This window comes from Francisella marina (genome assembly GCF_008369785.1).
Lineage (GTDB): Bacteria > Pseudomonadota > Gammaproteobacteria > Francisellales > Francisellaceae > Francisella > Francisella salimarina.
Window position 1 is genome coordinate 621,410 of sequence record NZ_CP043552.1, and the last position, 17,748, is coordinate 639,157.

Here is a 17,748-nt window from a genome sequence, read left to right on the forward strand (position 1 = left end):
GGTTAATTATCAGACACTAAATAATAAATTTAATCTAGCCGTTAATTAGTATATTTAGTATTATTTTACGATATATAAAGTTTTGAACTATTTTTTTATAAAATGCAACAATGGCACCAGTTAGAATTTACGCTAAAATCTAAATATTTTGATATAGTCGAGGATTATCTCTTTGATAACAATGCAGGTTCTGTAACAAGAATAGATAAATCCGATGATATAGTCAGTATTACAGTCTTATATGAGAACCATCATAATATAGATGTTATCATTGCTAATATTCAACAAAAGTTTGAAAATATAGTTGAAAGTGAAATAAATTATAAAATAATCAAAGATCAGCAGTGGGAAGCTGCTTGGTTATATGATTACGAACCTATAGAAATAGGTAAGAATATAGTTGTTTATCCAAATTGGAAGCAGCCACCTCAAGATAATGAGCATACTTATATAATAGTTGATCCTAGTATTGCTTTTGGCTGTGGTAATCATGAAACAACTAAAATGTGTCTAGAATGGTTAGAACAGCATATTAGCAAAGATTCGAAAGTACTAGACTATGGTTGTGGTACTGGAGTCTTAGCTATTGGAGCTGTTAAACTAGGGGCAAATTATGCCGAAGGTATAGATATTGATCCGAACTCAATAGAATCATCTATCAAAAATGCTCAAGAGAATAGCGTAGCAGATAAAACCCACTTTAGTGATAACCCACCTACACAACAGTTTGATTTAGTTGTGGCAAATATTTTTTCAAATGTACTTATAAGTCTAGTTGAGAGTATTACATGTAGTCTAAAGCATGGCGGTAAATTAGCCTTATCAGGAATTATTGAAAATCAAGTTGATGAAGTTCAACAAGAGTTTAAAAAACATGGCATAAGCTTTGGCCAACCCAAACAAATGGGGCAATGGTTTCTATTAGATGGTGTAAAAGATGGGCTTTAAAATAGCTGATATTGAAATAGAAAATAATGTCGTACTTGCACCAATGGCAGGTTTTTGTGATAGTGCTTTTCGTACAATATGCAAAGAGCATGGTGCAGGGCTAATATATACTGAGATGGTTAGTAATAAGGCTGTAGTAGAGCGTAATTGGGAAACAATGGAAATGCTCTATATGGAAAACAGTGAAAAACCACTTGGGATACAAATATTTGGTACAGATTTAGAGAGTTTTGTTGGTGCGACAAAATATATTGCAGAGAATACGGAATGTGATTTTTTGGATATAAATATGGGCTGTCCTATGCCAAAAATTGCTAAAAAACTACAAGCAGGAGCAGCACTTCTAAAAGATGTCGATAGAATACATGAGATACTAACAGCAGTTGTCAAGGCAGTACATAAACCTGTAACTGTAAAGATGCGTATCGGCTGGGATAATGAAAATATCAATGCTATAGAGGTTGCTAAAGCATGTGAAGATGCTGGCGTAAGTGCTATAGCTTTACATGGGCGTACGCGTGAACAAATGTATACTGGTAAAGCAAATTGGGATATTATCCGTGATGTTAAAAAAGCTGTAGATACAGTTGTGATTGGCAATGGTGATGTGTTCTGTCCTCATAGTGCTAAGGCTATGATGGAGCATACAGGAGTAGATGCGGTGATGGTAGGTCGAGCATCTCGTGGTAACCCTTGGATATTTAGACAAATTGCTGAGTATCTAAATACAGGCGAGCTAATACCGCCACCAACACCAGTTGAGCGTGTTGAAGTATTAGGAGAACATCTAAGAAGACTTATTAAGCTAAAAACTCCTAAAGTAGCAGTTAAAGAAATTCGAACTCATGCAAGTTTTTATCTTGCTGATTTACCTAGTTCAAAAGAGTTTAGGCAAAAACTAAATCAGTTAGTTGATGAGCAGGAGATTTTTAGAGTTTTGGAAGAATATAAAAGGTCATTATATAAGTTTTAAAAATTCTTTTTTAATTTCTTATGTTGTAAAATTGTTCCTAGTTAATTTTCACTCTAGTTGATTTAATGGAAGAAAAAAACCTAATAGAAAAATTCATCAAGCTTAAAGAAGAAATAAAATACCTAGAGCAAGGTATACAAGATAATCATATTAGTTTTGATGAAGAGTTTAAGAGAATAACTTATGTATTTCAAAATAAATCAAGAAATATAGATAATCCAGAAGAAAGAGTTCAGGCAGATACTTTTTTAAAATTAGTATATGACTATGATTATAGTCCAGAGTATATAAACCAATTTGAAACTATAACTGATGGTTCTACTAAAAAAGAAGTAGATATGGTCGTCTATGATGATAAAACACATGAAAAACCTAAGCTAATTGTAGAGTGTAAAAAACAAGAAGTTTCAGAGTCAGAATATCGTCAAGCAGTAGAGCAGGGTTTTAGCTATGCGAGATTTATCTCTCGAACTATCAAATATATTTGGGTGACATCTGGTATTTTAAATGAGTATTTTAGGTTTGATAAAGATAAAAATCTAAAAGAGACATTACCAGATATTCCTAAATTTGGTGAAGATAGAGTGCCACCATTTAAGTATGCAAAAGGTGGCGTTTGTAAAGAAGCCAAATATAAAGCTTATAAAGATAAAAAGTTTAAAGATATCCAAACAGTGTCAGAAGGTGAGTTAACTAGGATTTTTAAACAAGCGCATAATGCACTTTGGGCAGGAGGTCAGCTAAATCCTTCGGAAGCTTTTGACGAGTTAGATAAGTTAATTTTTTGTAAGATTTGGGATGAGAGATATAACCTTGAGGGTAATAATAAAAAAGCTCGTAAAAAAGGTGAAGTATATCATTTTCAAGTAATACAAGAAGATTTAACAAAAGAAGATAAAGAAAAAAATAGGGATGAAGATTATCGTACTAATAAAGCTTTAGCTGAGCGAGTAAGATATATTTATAATCGCGGTAAAGAGTTTGATAAAGAGGTCTTTAAAGATGATATTAGGCTCTCAGACTATAGAATTAGAACAATTGTAAATTATCTACAAGGGGTAAACCTTAACAAGACAGATTTAGATAGCAAAGGTCGAGCTTTTGAAACTTTTATGGGAAGTTTTTTTAGGGGTGATTTTGGGCAATATTTTACGCCACGACCTATAGTTAAGTTTGTTGTAGATGTTTTAAATATTAAAAACACGAACAGAGTATTAGATACATCTTGTGGTAGTGGTGGATTTTTGTTGCATGCTTTGGATAAGGTTAGAAGTCAAGCGGATGAAGAATATCCTGATTTTGAAACTGATATAGATGATGCAAAATACCATCATAGCTATTGGCATGATTTTGCAGAGAAAAATCTATTTGGTATAGAGATAAATGAACAAATAGCTAGAACTGCTAAGATGAATATGATTATCCATGATGATGGTCATACAAATGTAATAGCTAGCGATGGATTGGTTAGCTTTGATGAGATGCAAAAGACAAATCGAGAGTTTAAAGCTAACTCTATGGATTTCATTATTACAAACCCACCATTTGGGAGTAAGGTCAAAAAATCTGAAAAAAATTATCTAAAAACTTTTGATTTTGGTAATACAGAAATAGACTGGCTTGATTTAAAGACTAAAAAAAGCAAAGAAAAGGATTCACAAAGTACAGAAGTTTTATTTATAGAGCAATGTTATAGATTTTTAAAAGAAAATGGCTTTCTTGCGATAGTTATACCTGATGGGATACTTACAAATAGCTCATTACAATATGTAAGAGATCAAATAGAAGATTGGTTTAGGCTCGTGGCTGTTGTATCTATGCCGCAGACAGCATTTGCTGCAAATGGCGCAGGTGTCAAAAGTTCGGTGCTTTTCTTGAGAAAATGGCCAGCTATAAAAAGCCAAGCTTATAAGCAACTAAAAGTAGATTTACAGAATAATATAAAAGATTCGCAAGGCTATCAAAATACTTGTAAAGCTATAGAAGCTGAGAAAAAAGAAGTTATAAAAAATCATACTGGATTTATAAACACTACAGCAGAAACTGATAAAAAAACTATAGAAAAAACACAAGAGTTTAAAGACTGGAAAACAGAAATCTCAGCAGAATATAATCAAAAGTTAGCAGATTTTAAAGAAAAGCTAACAGATCTATATCAGGAACAGAGAAAAGAGCAAATAAAAGCTCAAAATCTTGATTATCCTATATTCATGGCAATAGCTGAAAATATTGGCTACGATGCAACAGGTAAAGAAACTGGTAGTAATGAGCTAGATCAAATACAGCAGCATCTAACAAAATTTATCAAGGATATTGAAGATGGCAGAATATAAACTTGATAGTTCTGTAGATAATAATAAAATTTTTTTGGTGAATTATTCCGAGTTACAGAATAGGTGGGATCCAGCTTTTAATAGCTATATTCAAAACTTATTGCATAACTTTTCTTGCCAAGTTGTTAAATTTAAGGATTTACTTAAAGTAAACCCTCAATATGGCGCTAATGAAGCTGGTATAGAAAGAACTACTGAAGAACAAGCTAAGTATGTTCGTATTACAGATATTGATGAGTTTGGTAATTTAATTCCGGGATTAGGAAAAACAGCAAACAAAATAGAAAGTAGATTTCTGTTAAATGAAAATGATATTTTAATTGCAAGAAGTGGAAATACTGTAGGTAAGTCATATATTCATGAGAAAGTAAGAGAACAATCATTGTTTGCTGGGTATATGATTAGATTTGTAATAGATACATTTAAGGCTGTGCCAAAATATATATTTATTTATACTCAGACTACTTTGTATAAAGAGTGGGTTAAAAATGTTCAGAGAAGTTCGGGACAACCTAATATTAATGCAGAAGAATATAAATCCTTACTAATCCCTCTACCAAATCTGGAAATTCAAAATCAAATAATTCAAAAATATGAACAAGCCTATCAACAAAAACAGCAAAAGGAACAAAAAGCAAGAGAATTACTAGCTAGTATAGATAGTTATTTACTAGATAAGCTTGGTATAGAGTTGCCAGAAAAAGATAATTCACTACAAGCTAGGATTTTTACTACAGATTTTAGTGAGGTTAGTGGGAGTAGGTGGGATTGTGATTATCATCAAACATATTATAAAAAATTTGAAACAAATTTATTTAATGACAAATACAATATTACTTCTTTAAAAGAAGTAATTTCATTTTTAGAAAGTGGCTCTAGACCCAAAGGTGGGGTTAGTAGTATAAAAGAAGGTGTTTTTAGTATTGGTGGTGAGCATGTTAATAGTCAATGCCAAGTTTATGAAGGAAAACCCAAGTATATACCTTTAGAGTTTCATAAAAAGATACTAAAAACAGAAACTAAAATTAATGATATTATTTTAGTTAAGGATGGAGCAACAACTGGGAAAGTAGGCTTACTAGAAAACATTGGTTTTGTAGGACAAAATATTAATGAGCATGTTTTTCTTATAAGAACATTAAAAGAAAAAATAAACCCTACATATTTAGCTTTCTATTTATATTCTAGTATTGGACAGATATTTTTAAAAAGAGAGATAACAGGAGCAACAGTCACAGGTTTGACAAAAGAATCTGTAAAAGGAATAAAAATACCATTACCACCACTTACACCAGCAAAAGCAAAAGCCGGTGAAATATCTCAACAAGAGATAGTAGAGCATATCTCAGCTATACGAGCAAAGGCCAAGCGGTTACAAGAGGAAGCTATAGCAGATTTAGAAACTACAAAAGCAGAGATAGAAAAGATGATTTTGGGAGATTAAGATGGCTATAGAATTAAAAGGAATAATAAACTCTAAGCTTGGTAACATCTGTTTAAGAGGTGAAGCTAATATAAAAGATTTGATTAGAATATCTGAGCCAGATCAATCATATCAAAGAGAGGCAGACACTAAACAATTAGATAGGTTGAAAAAATATATAAAAGAAGAAGCTGAAAATAGATATTTTCCTGAATTGACTTTCGCTTTAAAGATTGATGGTTTTGAAACTTTTAATACAAAACTTAGATCAGATAAGTCTGTACCAAATTTAAAGATTTCTGATAAAATTTCTATGTCAATAAAGAAGGTGAAATCTACAAAAGCATCAAGAGCTGTAGAAGAATTTGAGCTTTTTACATTAAGCATAGAAGAGAATCAAGCCCCATTATTTAGAATAGATGGTAATCATAGGCTTGAAGCAGCCAAAGAAAATGATGGTTTTCTAACAGTAAGCTTTACAATTGTATTATTTAATGATGAGAAATATGAGAGAACAGCACCTATTATATTTAATAACATAAATTATAAGCAATTGCCGATATCAAAAGAGCAGAATATAAAAAGAATTATCGAAGGGAAATATAAGAATCAGTATATTTATGATGATGATGAGCTTGTTAGAGAGTTCGGAAACTTTTATCCTATGATTAGAAAATTAGGTAAAATAGATTTTGATAAAGGCTGGGTTGATGAAAAGGTTAAAAAAGAGCCTTATGAAACTACTCATGATATCCTTGAAGAAATTTTTAAAAATGAGAATCTACAAGAAGTTAAAGTTGAAAAAATTAAAGATGCTATTGATAAAGTTATTTCTTGTTTTGATTTTTGTACAGGAGAAAATCTGCTTAATAAGGGTGTTTTGGTCGCTGGGGTTAGAACTATTTTAGAAAGTGAGAATACTGAAAAAAGACTAAAAATATACAAGAATTGGGTTTTAAAGCAACATCTTTTAAATATTTATGTAAAAGGAAAAGAAATTTATAAAATATTTTCAGAATACTTGAAAACACTTCAACATACTATTTTTGTATCTATGCCTTTTAATAATGAAAGTACAGTAGAGAACCCTTATAATTCTTTAAAAAATGTTATAGACAAAATAAATAGAGAATATAATATAGACTTGGAACTATTCAGAATAGATAAGCAACCTAAAATAAGTGCTAATGATATTCCAAAAGCTGTATTGGATGGAATTAGAAGGAGTGGTTTACTTATAGCTAATTTAAGTGATGATAGAAATAAAAATATCAATGGAAATGTTTATCATGAAATTGGTTATGCTATGGGACTTGAACAAAGTGATGATAAAACAAGAAGAATAAAGCTAATAAAGCATAAAAATACAGAAATAATAGGTTTTAATATCAGACCTAATAGATATCTTGAATATGATGATAATATGGAAGGTTTTGAGAAAAATATGAAACAAGAACTATTAGATTTTTATGAATTGAGTGAAAAATAGTAATTTTAATTTCTCCCTAGAATAATGGTCAAAACAATTCCATCTGCCTGTCATCAACTTCTCCAAGCCTTACACCTATACCAATCAATCGAATAGGGTGATTTTGTTTCTGATGTAATTTAATTATTAGATTTTTTATCACTTCTTTATCTAGTATTTTTGCTACTCTAGTCAGACTGGTTTTATTAAATTTTGTATCTGTAAATTTGACAACAATACCAATAATAGACTTATAATGCTCGTCAGTTATACGACTAGTCAATTTATCATATAAACTTGGTAGTTTCTCTAGGCAGGCCTCGAGAGTCTTTAGATCTTCAAGGTATGTATTTTCAACACTTACAGATTTACGAATACGAACTGGATTAACTTCACGATTATCTATACCTCTAGCATAGTTATATAAACTACTTCCAAATTTACCAAACTTATCTACTAGAGTAGCTAAGCTTAGTTGCTGCAAATCTGAACAAGTCTCGACATTCATACTTTTTAGTTTTTCTTGGGAGACCTTACCAACACCAAAAAGTTTCTTAACTGGTAAATTTTTAACAAAATCATTAACTTGCTCAGGAGTGATTACATATAAGCCATTAGGTTTGTTAATATCACTAGCTATCTTTGCAAGTAGTTTGTTTGGAGCTACTCCAGCTGATCCTGTGAGTCCCGTTTTGTTAAAAATTTCTTGCTTAATCGCTAGAGCAATTAGTGTTGCACTATTTTTATATACTGTAACATCCGTAACATCTAGATACGCTTCATCAAGAGATAGAGGCTCCACTTTAGTTGTAAAAGAATGAAATATCTCACGAATAATCGCAGAATCTGCTTTATATTTTGCAAAGTCCGTATTTAGAAGTATAAGATCTGGGCACTTTTGAAGAGCGATAGCTGTTGGCATAGCAGAATGTACACCATATTCTCTAGCTATATAATTACATGTTGATATTACACCGCGTTTGGGATTTGTACCACCTACAGCAAATGGTTTATCTTTGAGGCTCGGATTTGTTTTTTCCTCTACCTGAGCAAAGAAATAATCCATATCAATATGTATGATTTTTCTTGTTTTACTCATAATGATATTTGCTGTATAAGTTTTTGGTTGACAACTACTCGCTATTATACACTCTAATGGTTTGTAGTTTTTAATTTAGGATATATATGAAAAAGATAATTATACTTGTAGTAAGTTTTATGGCCTTTAATTTATGTTTTGCGAGTAATCCAGAGCTATATTTATTTTTAGGAGGAGATTCTGTAAAAGATCATCTCAAAGAAATTGATAATCCTCAGGTAAAAGGTGCTCAAATAGTTTATTCTTGGAAAAGATTGGAGCCAGAAGAAGATAACTATGATTTTTCAGATATCGAGGAGGATTATCAATTACTCAAAAAATATAATAAAAAGCTATTTATACAGCTACAAGATAAATCATTTGAAATTAAGCGTATTCCAGTTCCAGAATACTTACAATCTAAAACCTATGATGATGGAGTGCTCAGACAAACTGATTTCGCAGGAGAGGGGCAGCCTTTAGGTGCTGGTTGGATTACTAAACAATGGAATCCTAAAGTAAACAAGAGATTTCATAAGTTGATAGGTCAGCTAGCTAAAAAGTATGATGGTAAAATAGCGGGTATAAACTTACCTGAAACATCTATTGATATAGATGATAAGTTTTTAACGGATAAGTTTTGTAAGACTTATGTAGATTCAGTAGTTAGCAATATGCTTTATCTTAAAAAACAGTTTAAGCAAAGCAAAGTAGTGCAATATATCAATTTCTTACCGTGTGAATGGAATAATGATCATGGCTTTATGCAAGAGATATTTGATATAGCAATCAAAAATAATATCGGCATAGGTAATCCTGACACAGTACCATATCGAAATAGTCAGATGAAAAATAGTTATCAATTTTTATATAAATATAAGGCAGATATAAATACTATAGCTATTGCAGTTCAAGAGCCTGATTATACATACACAAATCCAAAAACATTGAAGAAATTTACACCAGCAGAATTATATGATTTTGATAAGAATTATATTGGAGCTAATATTATATTTTGGAATATTCAACAGCCTCAGCTTGATAGCGTTTTAAAACTCTTTGCAAATGACTAACTATTTATAAATATCTGCAAATTCATCAACATTTGCATCTTCTTGCCATGAGTATTCTAACTCAATACTTTTTTGTTTAGCTACATCATAGCCTAAGATATCCGCGATAAAACCTAGAGACATATCTATGCCTGCACTTATGCCAGAGCTTGTATAAATATTACCATCTTTTACCCATCTGGCTTTGTCGATCCAGATTACATCTGGAGCTATAGATTTTGTCCATTTTAGAGCTTTTTTATTAGAGGTGGCTTTTTTGCTATTAAGCAGATTTGTTTGTGAAAATAAGGAAGAGCCAGTACAGACTGTAAGTATATATTTAGCATTATTTGCCAGTCTAGTTAATTCAGTTATTAATTTTGTATTGTATATTAACTCTCTTGTACCAATACCCCCAGGCACAAATAATATCGAGTTTTTAAAATTAGCATCTGAAAGTTTTTTGGTATTTATACAGACATTCTGACTACTATATACATTACCACCTTCTAGAGAATAATACTCAAGTTTGAAGTGCTCTTTGAAACTCCCAAAAATTTCAACTGGCCCAAAAACATCTAAGGTTTCAAACTCATTAAATAAGACAATAATTACATTTTGCATCATAGATACCAATATAAATAAATGCTTTGAATAGTATAGCATTATTAGATCTGTAAAATGATTTATAAAAATACCAAATAGTGTAAACTTTTAGTCTATATTTTATAAAGGTATTTGTTATATGTTGTTGATTACTATAAAAATAATATTATCAGCTTTAATGGTACTAGGATTAATATATATATCTGAGAAAAGTCCTAGATTAGGAGGTTTATTTTCAGGTTTACCACTTAGTGTTGGTCTTTTTACTTATTTTTATGCGCGTGAGAATGGATTACAGTTTTTGATAGATTCAATGCCTTATGCTTTTGCAGGATTCTGTTGTACTTTGTTATTTACAATAGGGTTCTATTTAGGTGGTAAATTATTTCTTAATAATCGTTATTTTAATACTTTAAGCGCTCTTTTTGTCGGTTTTATTATTTATTTTATCAGTGGCTATATTCTTACAAAATTTAGTATTAATATATTCTCTGGTTTCATGATATTCTTGGTCGCCATGTTTATCACGATTCTTTTTTTCAGAAGAGTTGCTGATAATAAGCATACAAAGGTAGCTGTTAAGCTTAAACCGGCTAATAAACTAATTGTTATTACATTTAGGATTATTCTAGTTGCTTCATTAGTTTTGTTGATTACTGGAGTGTCTCGTATAGTGGGTCATGAGTGGGCCGGTATTTTTTCATCATTTCCAGTTATGTTAACATCCGTGACTACAGTTTTGATATTTACATACAAAGATCAGCTATTTCCGTGTGTGTTAAAACATTTCTCTTATGGAGTTTCTATCTTATTAATCTATGACTTATTGATATATTGGTTATATCCAATTATGGGTATTAATTGGGGTACTGTAGTTGCTTATATTGTTTGCTTTGTATATCTATCATTACTAAATAAGCTAAATCAGTAGCTTATATTTGAAAATCACTTTTATATAAATACTCAATGTATATAATTTAGCTAATGAAATATTTATATTAAAACAAATGATTTTCTTTAAAAATGTATCTTATCAAGTAGAGATAAAAGAACTTTTTGATAGTATTAATTTCTCAATCTTTCCTAATCAAAAAATAGGTCTTGTGGGCAAAAATGGTACAGGTAAAACGACACTTTTTAACCTTATACAAGGCAATCTAACACCAGATAAGGGCGATATTGAGATTGCTAAAAATACCCGTATAGTTACTGTTAAGCAAGAGGTTGATGATTTCGAAGCTAAAGTGATAGATTATGTAGTCAATGGTATAGAATCTTTAAAACAATTGAAGATCCAAATGCAAAAATCTTTAGAGTCTGAGAACTTTGTAGATTACTCAAAATATCATGAAGAGTATGAATCTTTAGGAGGTTATGCAATAGAGTCTCAAGCTGGTAAATTGCTCTCAGGTTTAGGTTTTAGTATTAGTCACTTGCAACAAAAGGTAAAAGAGCTCTCAGGTGGTTGGCAGATACGTTTAAATCTTGCTCAAGCACTGCTACAAGAGTCAGATATTTTACTACTCGATGAACCAACTAACCATTTAGATTTAGATGCTGTACTATGGTTAGAAGAGTATCTACAAGAATATAAAGGTTCTTTACTACTTATTTCACATGATAGAATCTTTCTAGATAATGTTGTCAAGCAAATATTTCATATCGATAATAAGAATATAGATACTTATGCTGGTAACTATTCATCTTATGAAAAGCAGTCTTATGAGCAAAAAGTACTACAACAAAAGCAGTTTGAGAAACAACAAAAGCATATAGCTCACTTACAAAGTTTTGTTGATAGGTTTAAAGCTAAAGCATCAAAAGCAAAACAAGCACAAAGTCGTGTCAAAATGTTAGAAAAAATACAGCGAATAGAAGCTGTTAAGTCAGATTCTGAATTTGGCTTTGAATTTAAGCAAGTTAAAGAGCATCTTGGAGGTACTTTGGTCAGTTTACAAAATACTGATCTTGGTTATGGTGATAAGAAGATCTTAAATGATGTAAAATTAAATATCTATAATGAAATGCGTATAGGTCTATTGGGTTTAAATGGAGCTGGTAAATCAACACTTATTAAATCTCTTATTGGAGATATTGAGATTTTATCAGGTAAGATAGAAAAACATCCAAATCTTAGAGTTGGGTATTTCTCGCAACACTCATTAGATATGCTTGATTCTGAAGCCTCGCCATTATTACATATGCAACGCTTAGACTCACAAGCAACTCAAGAAAAGCTTAGAACTTTTTTGGGTAGTTTTAACTTTGTAGGAGACAAGGCTTTAGCAAAGGCAGGAACTTTTTCTGGTGGTGAGAAAGCTAGATTAGCTCTAGCAATGATTGTATATCAAGAGCCTAACTTTTTATTACTAGATGAACCAACAAACCACTTAGATATAGGCGTTCGAGAAGCTTTAACTGTAGCATTACAGAGCTTCCAAGGAGCTATAATATTAGTTTCGCATGATAGATTTTTATTAGAATCAACAGTTGATGAGTATATGCTAGTTGGTGAAGGGCAGGTTAAGCCTTTTGATGGTGACATGAAGGATTACTATAAGTACATTCTTGAAGTCAAAAAATCTGAGAACAATACATCAAATATAGTAGTTCAATCTAATAATGATGCTAAAAAACAAGATAGAAAATTATCTGCAGATAAAAGAAAGCAACTTAAACCACTTCAGGATAAAGTCAAAAAACTTGAAAGGGCATTAGAAAAATTACAACAGCAAGATCAACAAATGCAAGATGCTCTCCAAAATCAGGATTTATATGATGATAAGCAAAAACTTCAGCAAACTTTACTTGAGCATTCTCAGTTAAAAGAAAAAATAGAACAAACTGAATTAGAATGGTTTGAAGCCTTACAAGAGTTAGAAAGTTTAAAAGAAATGAAAAATTAATAATGAAGCTTTAAATACAATAGCTACTTATTCATTAGAATTTAATTGATCAAAGAACTTTAAAGATCATTGGCGATAAACTGACTACAGTCGATATGCCAATGACTAAATTCCTTGGGATTTATGCCACTGTTAAGCAAGTCTTTTGTATATGTTAGTAAGTTATTCTGAGAGTTAATCCAGAATTTACTAGCGTGTTGGGTATTTTCAGGAGTAGTAACAATATAGTTATTTGCAGTTCCTAATGCTCCCCAGTTGTAGTATCTAAGCATGTCATAAAACCCATGAACATTTTCTGAGTTCCATTCAGATACATCTATTTTATCAATTAAAGCATTTGATAATGCTTGCATCTGCTCTGTGAAATTTGCATCAAAATAGGCAAAGAATACAACATCTACTCCTTGATTATCCATCCAATTTTTTATTTCGTTAATATCTTGTTCATTCAAGGATTTTGCTTTTGTCGAGAGTTCAAATTTATTATAGTCTTGATTTTCTCTCTTTATGTAAGCTATATTTTCAATTGTTGAAGTCCCTTCTCTCTTTGCTAATTCTTCTCTTGCTTGGTCGAAGTTAATATCGTTGTCAACAACTGCATAATGCATAGCAGTCCTTTTTGCATCGAGAGTTATTAAATCTTGTGGGATAAATGTAACCGCTAGTCTAACTTGATTTGCTAAAAGATAGCCTGTACTTTTACCATCCTCATCATTCACACTTAAGCACATTGCAGCCGGAAGAGGAACAGTCATTTTTTTACATGTCCCATCTTCTTGCTTAATACATGCAGAACTAGATGTAGGAGGAGCAAAATATAATCCGCTAACCCTCAAAAAATCTACGGCCATATCAGGACCATTAGCCTGCCAAGGTCCTATATGTAGTCCATCAGAGTTTTTAATCAGAGATCCATAGCCGAAATATACCATTTTTTGCTGATATTGATCAACGTTAGCATATATATAAGATAAACAAAAAATAAGTAAAGTAAAAAAACTTATAACTTTTCTTTTTGGCATTGTATAATTATTCAATAAATTAAAATTTATGTAATATTATCAAAAAATAATTAAATGTAAATATAAAATTAATAATTAGCTTAGGGTTTATTGAAACTCATTTTCTATTTCTTCTAATGTTTTGCCAGCAGTTTCTGGAATAAGTTTCTTAACAATCAATAAATATACAAATGAACTTATAAAAATAATTCCAAACATAATATTAAAGCCGTATCTCTCGCCTATTTGTAAAAAATATCCAATAAAGAAGAATGCAAATAACATTGAAACTACACCCGCTATGAAGATACCAATAATTCTTACTCTATTCGGTAATAGTTCATTTATAAGGGTTACGATGACTCCAGAAGGACCAAATGCTAATCCGGCAATACATGTTATTAAGAACAAAATTACTAGTATGTAATTATAGTCAAAAGTAGGTAGGCTATATAATACTACTAGCAGAATCATGCTTATTAATGCAATTGTTAGTCCTGTAAAGATAACTTTTTTTCTTCCCCACTTATCTATATAAAAGATGGTTAATATGGTGACTCCAAAGTTAACAATTAAAATTAGAGAGTTTGCTATATGAGTTATATAAATGTTATTTGTTAATGGTGAAAGGATTAGCTCTGAAGAAAAAATAATAAAATTAATACCAGTCAATTGATTTAATATTAAGATTGTTGTTACTAATAAAACAGGCCAAATATCTTTTCCAATTAAAATTTTTTGTAAAAAAGTCTTAGGCTTGTGTTCTCTGAGGCTAACTCTAACTTCTTCGATATGCTTTTGTATTTCCTGCTTTGTCAAAGTGGGTTGAGTTTTACTTATGACTATATATGCATCATCATACCTCTTTCTTAGTACAAGCCAAGTAGGGCTCGGGGGTAATATGCAAATCAAGCCGAGCAAAGCTATTACAAGAAATATTGTAATGTATAAATATTGATACCAGCTAAGAGTATTATAAAAGAAAAATATTATAACTCCTGATAAACACATTCCAGCTGTCCAGAATAGTTGAAATAAAGTTACATACATACCTCTTCTATTAGCTGGAGATATTTCTGTAATATATATAGGAAATGCATAAGTACAAAGTAAAATAGCAGCTCCTTGAATAAATCTGGCTACTATTAGAGTATTATAGCTATTAGATATTACAAAAAGATAAGTTCCTATGATATACATTATTGCAAAAGAAATTATCATTGCTCTTCGACCAATTCGATCTGTAGCTAGCCAAACAACTTTTGCTAAAATACCACCTAGGAATACTAAGCCTAGTAAAATAGATAACTGGTGATTATCCAGGTCGAAGTTATATTGAATATCTTTACCAATGCCTCCAACAATTGCTAAGGCATAGCCACCAATGATAGCTGAGATGATATATACAGGAAGAATAAACTTAAAACTGTATCTAAAATTTAAATTCATAAACCTAACTCCGTATATATCGAGTCTATTAATTGTCCATACATGCCTGTTCTATAAGTTTTGCCTTCAAAAATTCTAGGATAGATAATAGGACTATGCACACTGTTCGACATAATTATAATGGTAATCTTATTTTGAGAATCAGAAATAAAGCATTGACCTGTAAATCCAGTATGTCCTATAGTTTGATCACTACATTTTTCACCAAAAAAAGGTCTGTTCTTGCGTCCATTTGCTGTCCAAAACCCTAATCCAAAAGAAGGGTTAATGTTAGATGGTTGACTAAATTCTTTTATGGTGCCTTGAGTAAAAAATGTATTTTCTTGATATAACAAGCCTGCTAGTTTGGTAATGTCGTCAATAGTAGAAAATAATCCTGCATGACCAGCAATACCGCTCATTGAGTAGAGTGCTTTTTCATCGTGAACTAAGCCTCGAAGAGTATCAGTTTTTATATTATTAAAATTAGTTGTACCACAATTAGCATGGCCGTCAATTTGAGTTGCTACTATTTGATTTGGTAAATAGCCTTTTTCCAAAGGATTAAAACAGGTATTTTGAGCACCAGCTTTCGAATAGATATTTTTTTCTAGGAAATCATCCATTCTTTGATTAGTTATAGTCTCAATTAAACATCCTAATATTTTCATACCTATATCTGAGTAGATGCAATACTTTTGTGCTGGTTCAATGACAGACATCTTTGTTTTTAAAAATCTGATAGTAGTTTCTCTGTCTTGGCTATATAGAGAATCTGCAATATGATTATTATAAAAATCAAAAAATGGAGCTACACCAGTAGCATGATTTAATAAATCTCGAATAGTTGGGATATAAGAGGTATTCTCAAATTTAAATTCTGGAATGTATTTTGTTATCTTATCATCTAGTTTGATTTTTTTTCGCTCATATAAGTACATGACTGCATAAGTCGTTGCAAAAATTTTTGTCAGAGAAGCTATATCAAAAAGCATATTATTTCTTAAAGATTGTGGGTTGCTGACAAGATTTCCTTCTTGATTATATCTATATGCGTAACCAAAATTATTTTTATAAATAGGTTTGTTATGAAAAACCACATTCACAGCTACTCCTGAGAAGCCATGTGAAATATCATGGTTAATAATATTTTCTAAATTTTGAAAATCCATTTTTAATATTTATCTATACTACCTATGAATATTAAAACATAGCTTTATACGAAATAGATATTTAAAATTTTTGTAAGGGATATAAAAGAAACTAATTATGAGAAAAAAATTAATAAAAAGTAGAATTAGTGCTGATAAGCTTCATCCCAGTTACCTGTTAGACCTGCAACCTCATATTCTGTTACTCGGTTCTCAAAGAAGTTTGTATGATCAGCACCATTTAAGATCCACTCTAACCAAGTAAGAGGATTTTTATCAATACTATATATTTCATTTAAACCAAGTTGATTTAAACGTCTATCTGTAATGTGACGAATATACTCTTTTACTTCATCAGCTTTTAGACCTTCGATAGTACCAATCTCATAAGCTAAATCAATAAATTTATCTTCAAGTTCAACGGCTTTGCTAGCCATTAGATATATTTCTTTTTTGAATTGATTATCAACTATATAAGGATTTTCTTGGCAGTACATTCTAAATAATGCAGCATTACCTTCGACGTGCATTGATTCGTCACGGATTGACCACTCAACAACTTTACCCATACCTTTCATTTTACCGAAGCGTTGGAAGTTAAGTAACATTGCAAATGATGCGAATAGGGCTACACCTTCATTAAATACTGTCTTAGCAAGACAAAGTCCTAAGCCACGACGAGTACTAGGATCCGCATCCATCATAAAATCGATTTTATCGGTCATTGCTTTATATTCTAAGAAAGCATGATACTCAGAATCTGGAAGACCAAGAGTGTCATTCAAAAGGGCGTATGCTCTTTGATGAATACCTTCACGTGCAGCAAATGAGCCAAGCATATTTCTGACCTCATTATTCTTAAAAGCTGGAATAAATTGATCATAATAGTTTTGACCAACAGCTACATCCGATTGAGTAAATAACCTTAGAATATTAGTAATATATTCTTTTTCAACTTTAGTAATTTTACCATTTTTCCAGTCAGTTACATCTTCTGATAAATCTATTTCGTCTTCTATCCAGTGAGCTTTTTCATGTTTGACAGTTAGGTCAACAGCCCAAGGATAGCTAAATGGCTTGTATGTCTTAGAAAAAGTTGTTAGAGAAGAACCTTTGACACGAGCAATAACTTCACCAGCTCTAGCCATTAAATTGTCGTAGCCACCAATATGTACATCGTTGACGAATATTTGTGGTACTGATTTAACATGTTCCTCAACGAGTAGGATATTCTTATTTACTTCTGCATAGAAATTTAGTCTTTTTTCATCATCATCAAGAGTAATTTGTGTAAAAGGAATATCATTTGCACCAAACCAACTTTTAGCGAGGTCACAAAAAGGACAGTTCGTTTTTGTATATATTTTTACTTCCACTATTA

The 17,748-nt window shown here is 31.1% G+C and carries 14 protein-coding genes; 8 read left to right on the plus strand and 6 right to left on the minus strand.

Going from position 1 to position 17,748, the window contains the following annotated elements; translation table 11 throughout:
• Positions 1 to 102: 102 nt before the first annotated feature.
• The 5 genes from prmA to F0R75_RS03150 all read left to right on the plus strand — a co-directional run bounded on the left by prmA (position 103) and on the right by F0R75_RS03150 (position 7,166).
• The gene (prmA, locus tag F0R75_RS03130; RefSeq protein WP_149368373.1) at positions 103 to 948 is read left to right on the plus strand and encodes a 50S ribosomal protein L11 methyltransferase; all 846 of its coding nucleotides are present in this window, start codon (positions 103 to 105) and stop codon (positions 946 to 948) included.
• Positions 938 to 1,921, plus strand: coding sequence for a tRNA dihydrouridine synthase DusB (gene dusB / locus F0R75_RS03135; RefSeq protein ID WP_149368372.1), 984 nt, complete (start codon positions 938 to 940; stop codon positions 1,919 to 1,921). Before prmA ends, dusB begins: the two co-directional genes overlap by 11 nt.
• Before the next feature lie 65 nt (positions 1,922 to 1,986).
• Positions 1,987 to 4,254, plus strand: coding sequence for a type I restriction-modification system subunit M (locus tag F0R75_RS03140; protein ID WP_149368371.1), 2,268 nt, complete (start codon positions 1,987 to 1,989; stop codon positions 4,252 to 4,254).
• Positions 4,241 to 5,698 (plus strand): restriction endonuclease subunit S, encoded by a 1,458-nt coding sequence (locus tag F0R75_RS03145; protein WP_149368370.1) that lies wholly within the window; start codon positions 4,241 to 4,243, stop codon positions 5,696 to 5,698. The genes F0R75_RS03140 and F0R75_RS03145 overlap by 14 nt, the downstream gene beginning before the upstream one ends.
• Before the next feature lies 1 nt (position 5,699).
• Positions 5,700 to 7,166: a ParB N-terminal domain-containing protein gene (locus F0R75_RS03150; protein WP_149368369.1), complete on the plus strand. Its 1,467-nt coding sequence runs from the start codon at positions 5,700 to 5,702 to the stop codon at positions 7,164 to 7,166.
• A gap of 28 nt (positions 7,167 to 7,194) precedes the next feature.
• Here F0R75_RS03150 and dinB read toward each other — a convergent pair whose 3' ends face one another.
• The gene (gene dinB, locus F0R75_RS03155) at positions 7,195 to 8,244 is read right to left on the minus strand and encodes a DNA polymerase IV (protein WP_149368368.1); all 1,050 of its coding nucleotides are present in this window, start codon (positions 8,242 to 8,244) and stop codon (positions 7,195 to 7,197) included.
• A gap of 86 nt (positions 8,245 to 8,330) precedes the next feature.
• On the opposite strand from dinB, the gene F0R75_RS03160 reads away from it, so the two are divergent.
• Entirely contained in the window at positions 8,331 to 9,296 is a 966-nt protein-coding gene (locus F0R75_RS03160) for a hypothetical protein (RefSeq protein ID WP_149368367.1), read from the plus strand.
• Here the strand turns inward: F0R75_RS03160 and F0R75_RS03165 are convergent, their stop codons facing one another.
• Positions 9,297 to 9,899, minus strand: coding sequence for a DJ-1/PfpI family protein (locus F0R75_RS03165; RefSeq protein ID WP_149369203.1), 603 nt, complete (start codon positions 9,897 to 9,899; stop codon positions 9,297 to 9,299).
• Between the two features lie 121 nt (positions 9,900 to 10,020).
• Here F0R75_RS03165 and F0R75_RS03170 point away from each other — a divergent pair, with 121 nt between their 5' ends.
• Positions 10,021 to 10,812 (plus strand): MFS transporter, encoded by a 792-nt coding sequence (locus F0R75_RS03170; RefSeq protein WP_149377198.1) that lies wholly within the window; start codon positions 10,021 to 10,023, stop codon positions 10,810 to 10,812.
• Between the two features lie 76 nt (positions 10,813 to 10,888).
• A complete protein-coding gene (locus tag F0R75_RS03175) occupies positions 10,889 to 12,787 on the plus strand; it encodes an ABC-F family ATP-binding cassette domain-containing protein (protein ID WP_149368365.1) in 1,899 nt (632 codons plus the stop codon).
• A gap of 59 nt (positions 12,788 to 12,846) precedes the next feature.
• Here the strand turns inward: F0R75_RS03175 and F0R75_RS03180 are convergent, their stop codons facing one another.
• From F0R75_RS03180 to F0R75_RS03195, 4 genes are all read right to left on the minus strand, one after another.
• Complete coding sequence (locus F0R75_RS03180; protein WP_149368364.1) at positions 12,847 to 13,809, minus strand: hypothetical protein; 963 nt, start codon at positions 13,807 to 13,809, stop codon at positions 12,847 to 12,849.
• Positions 13,810 to 13,896: 87 nt separating this feature from the next.
• A complete protein-coding gene (locus tag F0R75_RS03185; RefSeq protein ID WP_149368363.1) occupies positions 13,897 to 15,237 on the minus strand; it encodes an MFS transporter in 1,341 nt (446 codons plus the stop codon).
• Complete coding sequence (locus F0R75_RS03190; RefSeq protein ID WP_149368362.1) at positions 15,234 to 16,388, minus strand: serine hydrolase; 1,155 nt, start codon at positions 16,386 to 16,388, stop codon at positions 15,234 to 15,236. The genes F0R75_RS03185 and F0R75_RS03190 overlap by 4 nt, the downstream gene beginning before the upstream one ends.
• A 125-nt stretch (positions 16,389 to 16,513) precedes the next feature.
• Entirely contained in the window at positions 16,514 to 17,746 is a 1,233-nt protein-coding gene (locus F0R75_RS03195) for a ribonucleotide-diphosphate reductase subunit beta (RefSeq protein ID WP_146422090.1), read from the minus strand.
• Positions 17,747 to 17,748: the final 2 nt, after the last annotated feature.

Coding starts and splice junctions, on each gene's coding strand:
- F0R75_RS03185 (WP_149368363.1), bottom strand. CDS start 15,237: ATGAATTTAAATTTTAGATACAGTTTTAAGTTTATTCTTCCTGTATAT.
- F0R75_RS03170 (WP_149377198.1), top strand. CDS start 10,021: ATGTTGTTGATTACTATAAAAATAATATTATCAGCTTTAATGGTACTA.
- F0R75_RS03175 (WP_149368365.1), top strand. CDS start 10,889: ATGATTTTCTTTAAAAATGTATCTTATCAAGTAGAGATAAAAGAACTT.
- F0R75_RS03180 (WP_149368364.1), bottom strand. CDS start 13,809: ATGCCAAAAAGAAAAGTTATAAGTTTTTTTACTTTACTTATTTTTTGT.
- F0R75_RS03160 (WP_149368367.1), top strand. CDS start 8,331: ATGAAAAAGATAATTATACTTGTAGTAAGTTTTATGGCCTTTAATTTA.
- prmA (WP_149368373.1), top strand. CDS start 103: ATGCAACAATGGCACCAGTTAGAATTTACGCTAAAATCTAAATATTTT.
- dusB (WP_149368372.1), top strand. CDS start 938: ATGGGCTTTAAAATAGCTGATATTGAAATAGAAAATAATGTCGTACTT.
- F0R75_RS03145 (WP_149368370.1), top strand. CDS start 4,241: ATGGCAGAATATAAACTTGATAGTTCTGTAGATAATAATAAAATTTTT.
- F0R75_RS03140 (WP_149368371.1), top strand. CDS start 1,987: ATGGAAGAAAAAAACCTAATAGAAAAATTCATCAAGCTTAAAGAAGAA.
- F0R75_RS03165 (WP_149369203.1), bottom strand. CDS start 9,899: ATGCAAAATGTAATTATTGTCTTATTTAATGAGTTTGAAACCTTAGAT.
- F0R75_RS03150 (WP_149368369.1), top strand. CDS start 5,700: ATGGCTATAGAATTAAAAGGAATAATAAACTCTAAGCTTGGTAACATC.
- dinB (WP_149368368.1), bottom strand. CDS start 8,244: ATGAGTAAAACAAGAAAAATCATACATATTGATATGGATTATTTCTTT.
- F0R75_RS03190 (WP_149368362.1), bottom strand. CDS start 16,388: ATGGATTTTCAAAATTTAGAAAATATTATTAACCATGATATTTCACAT.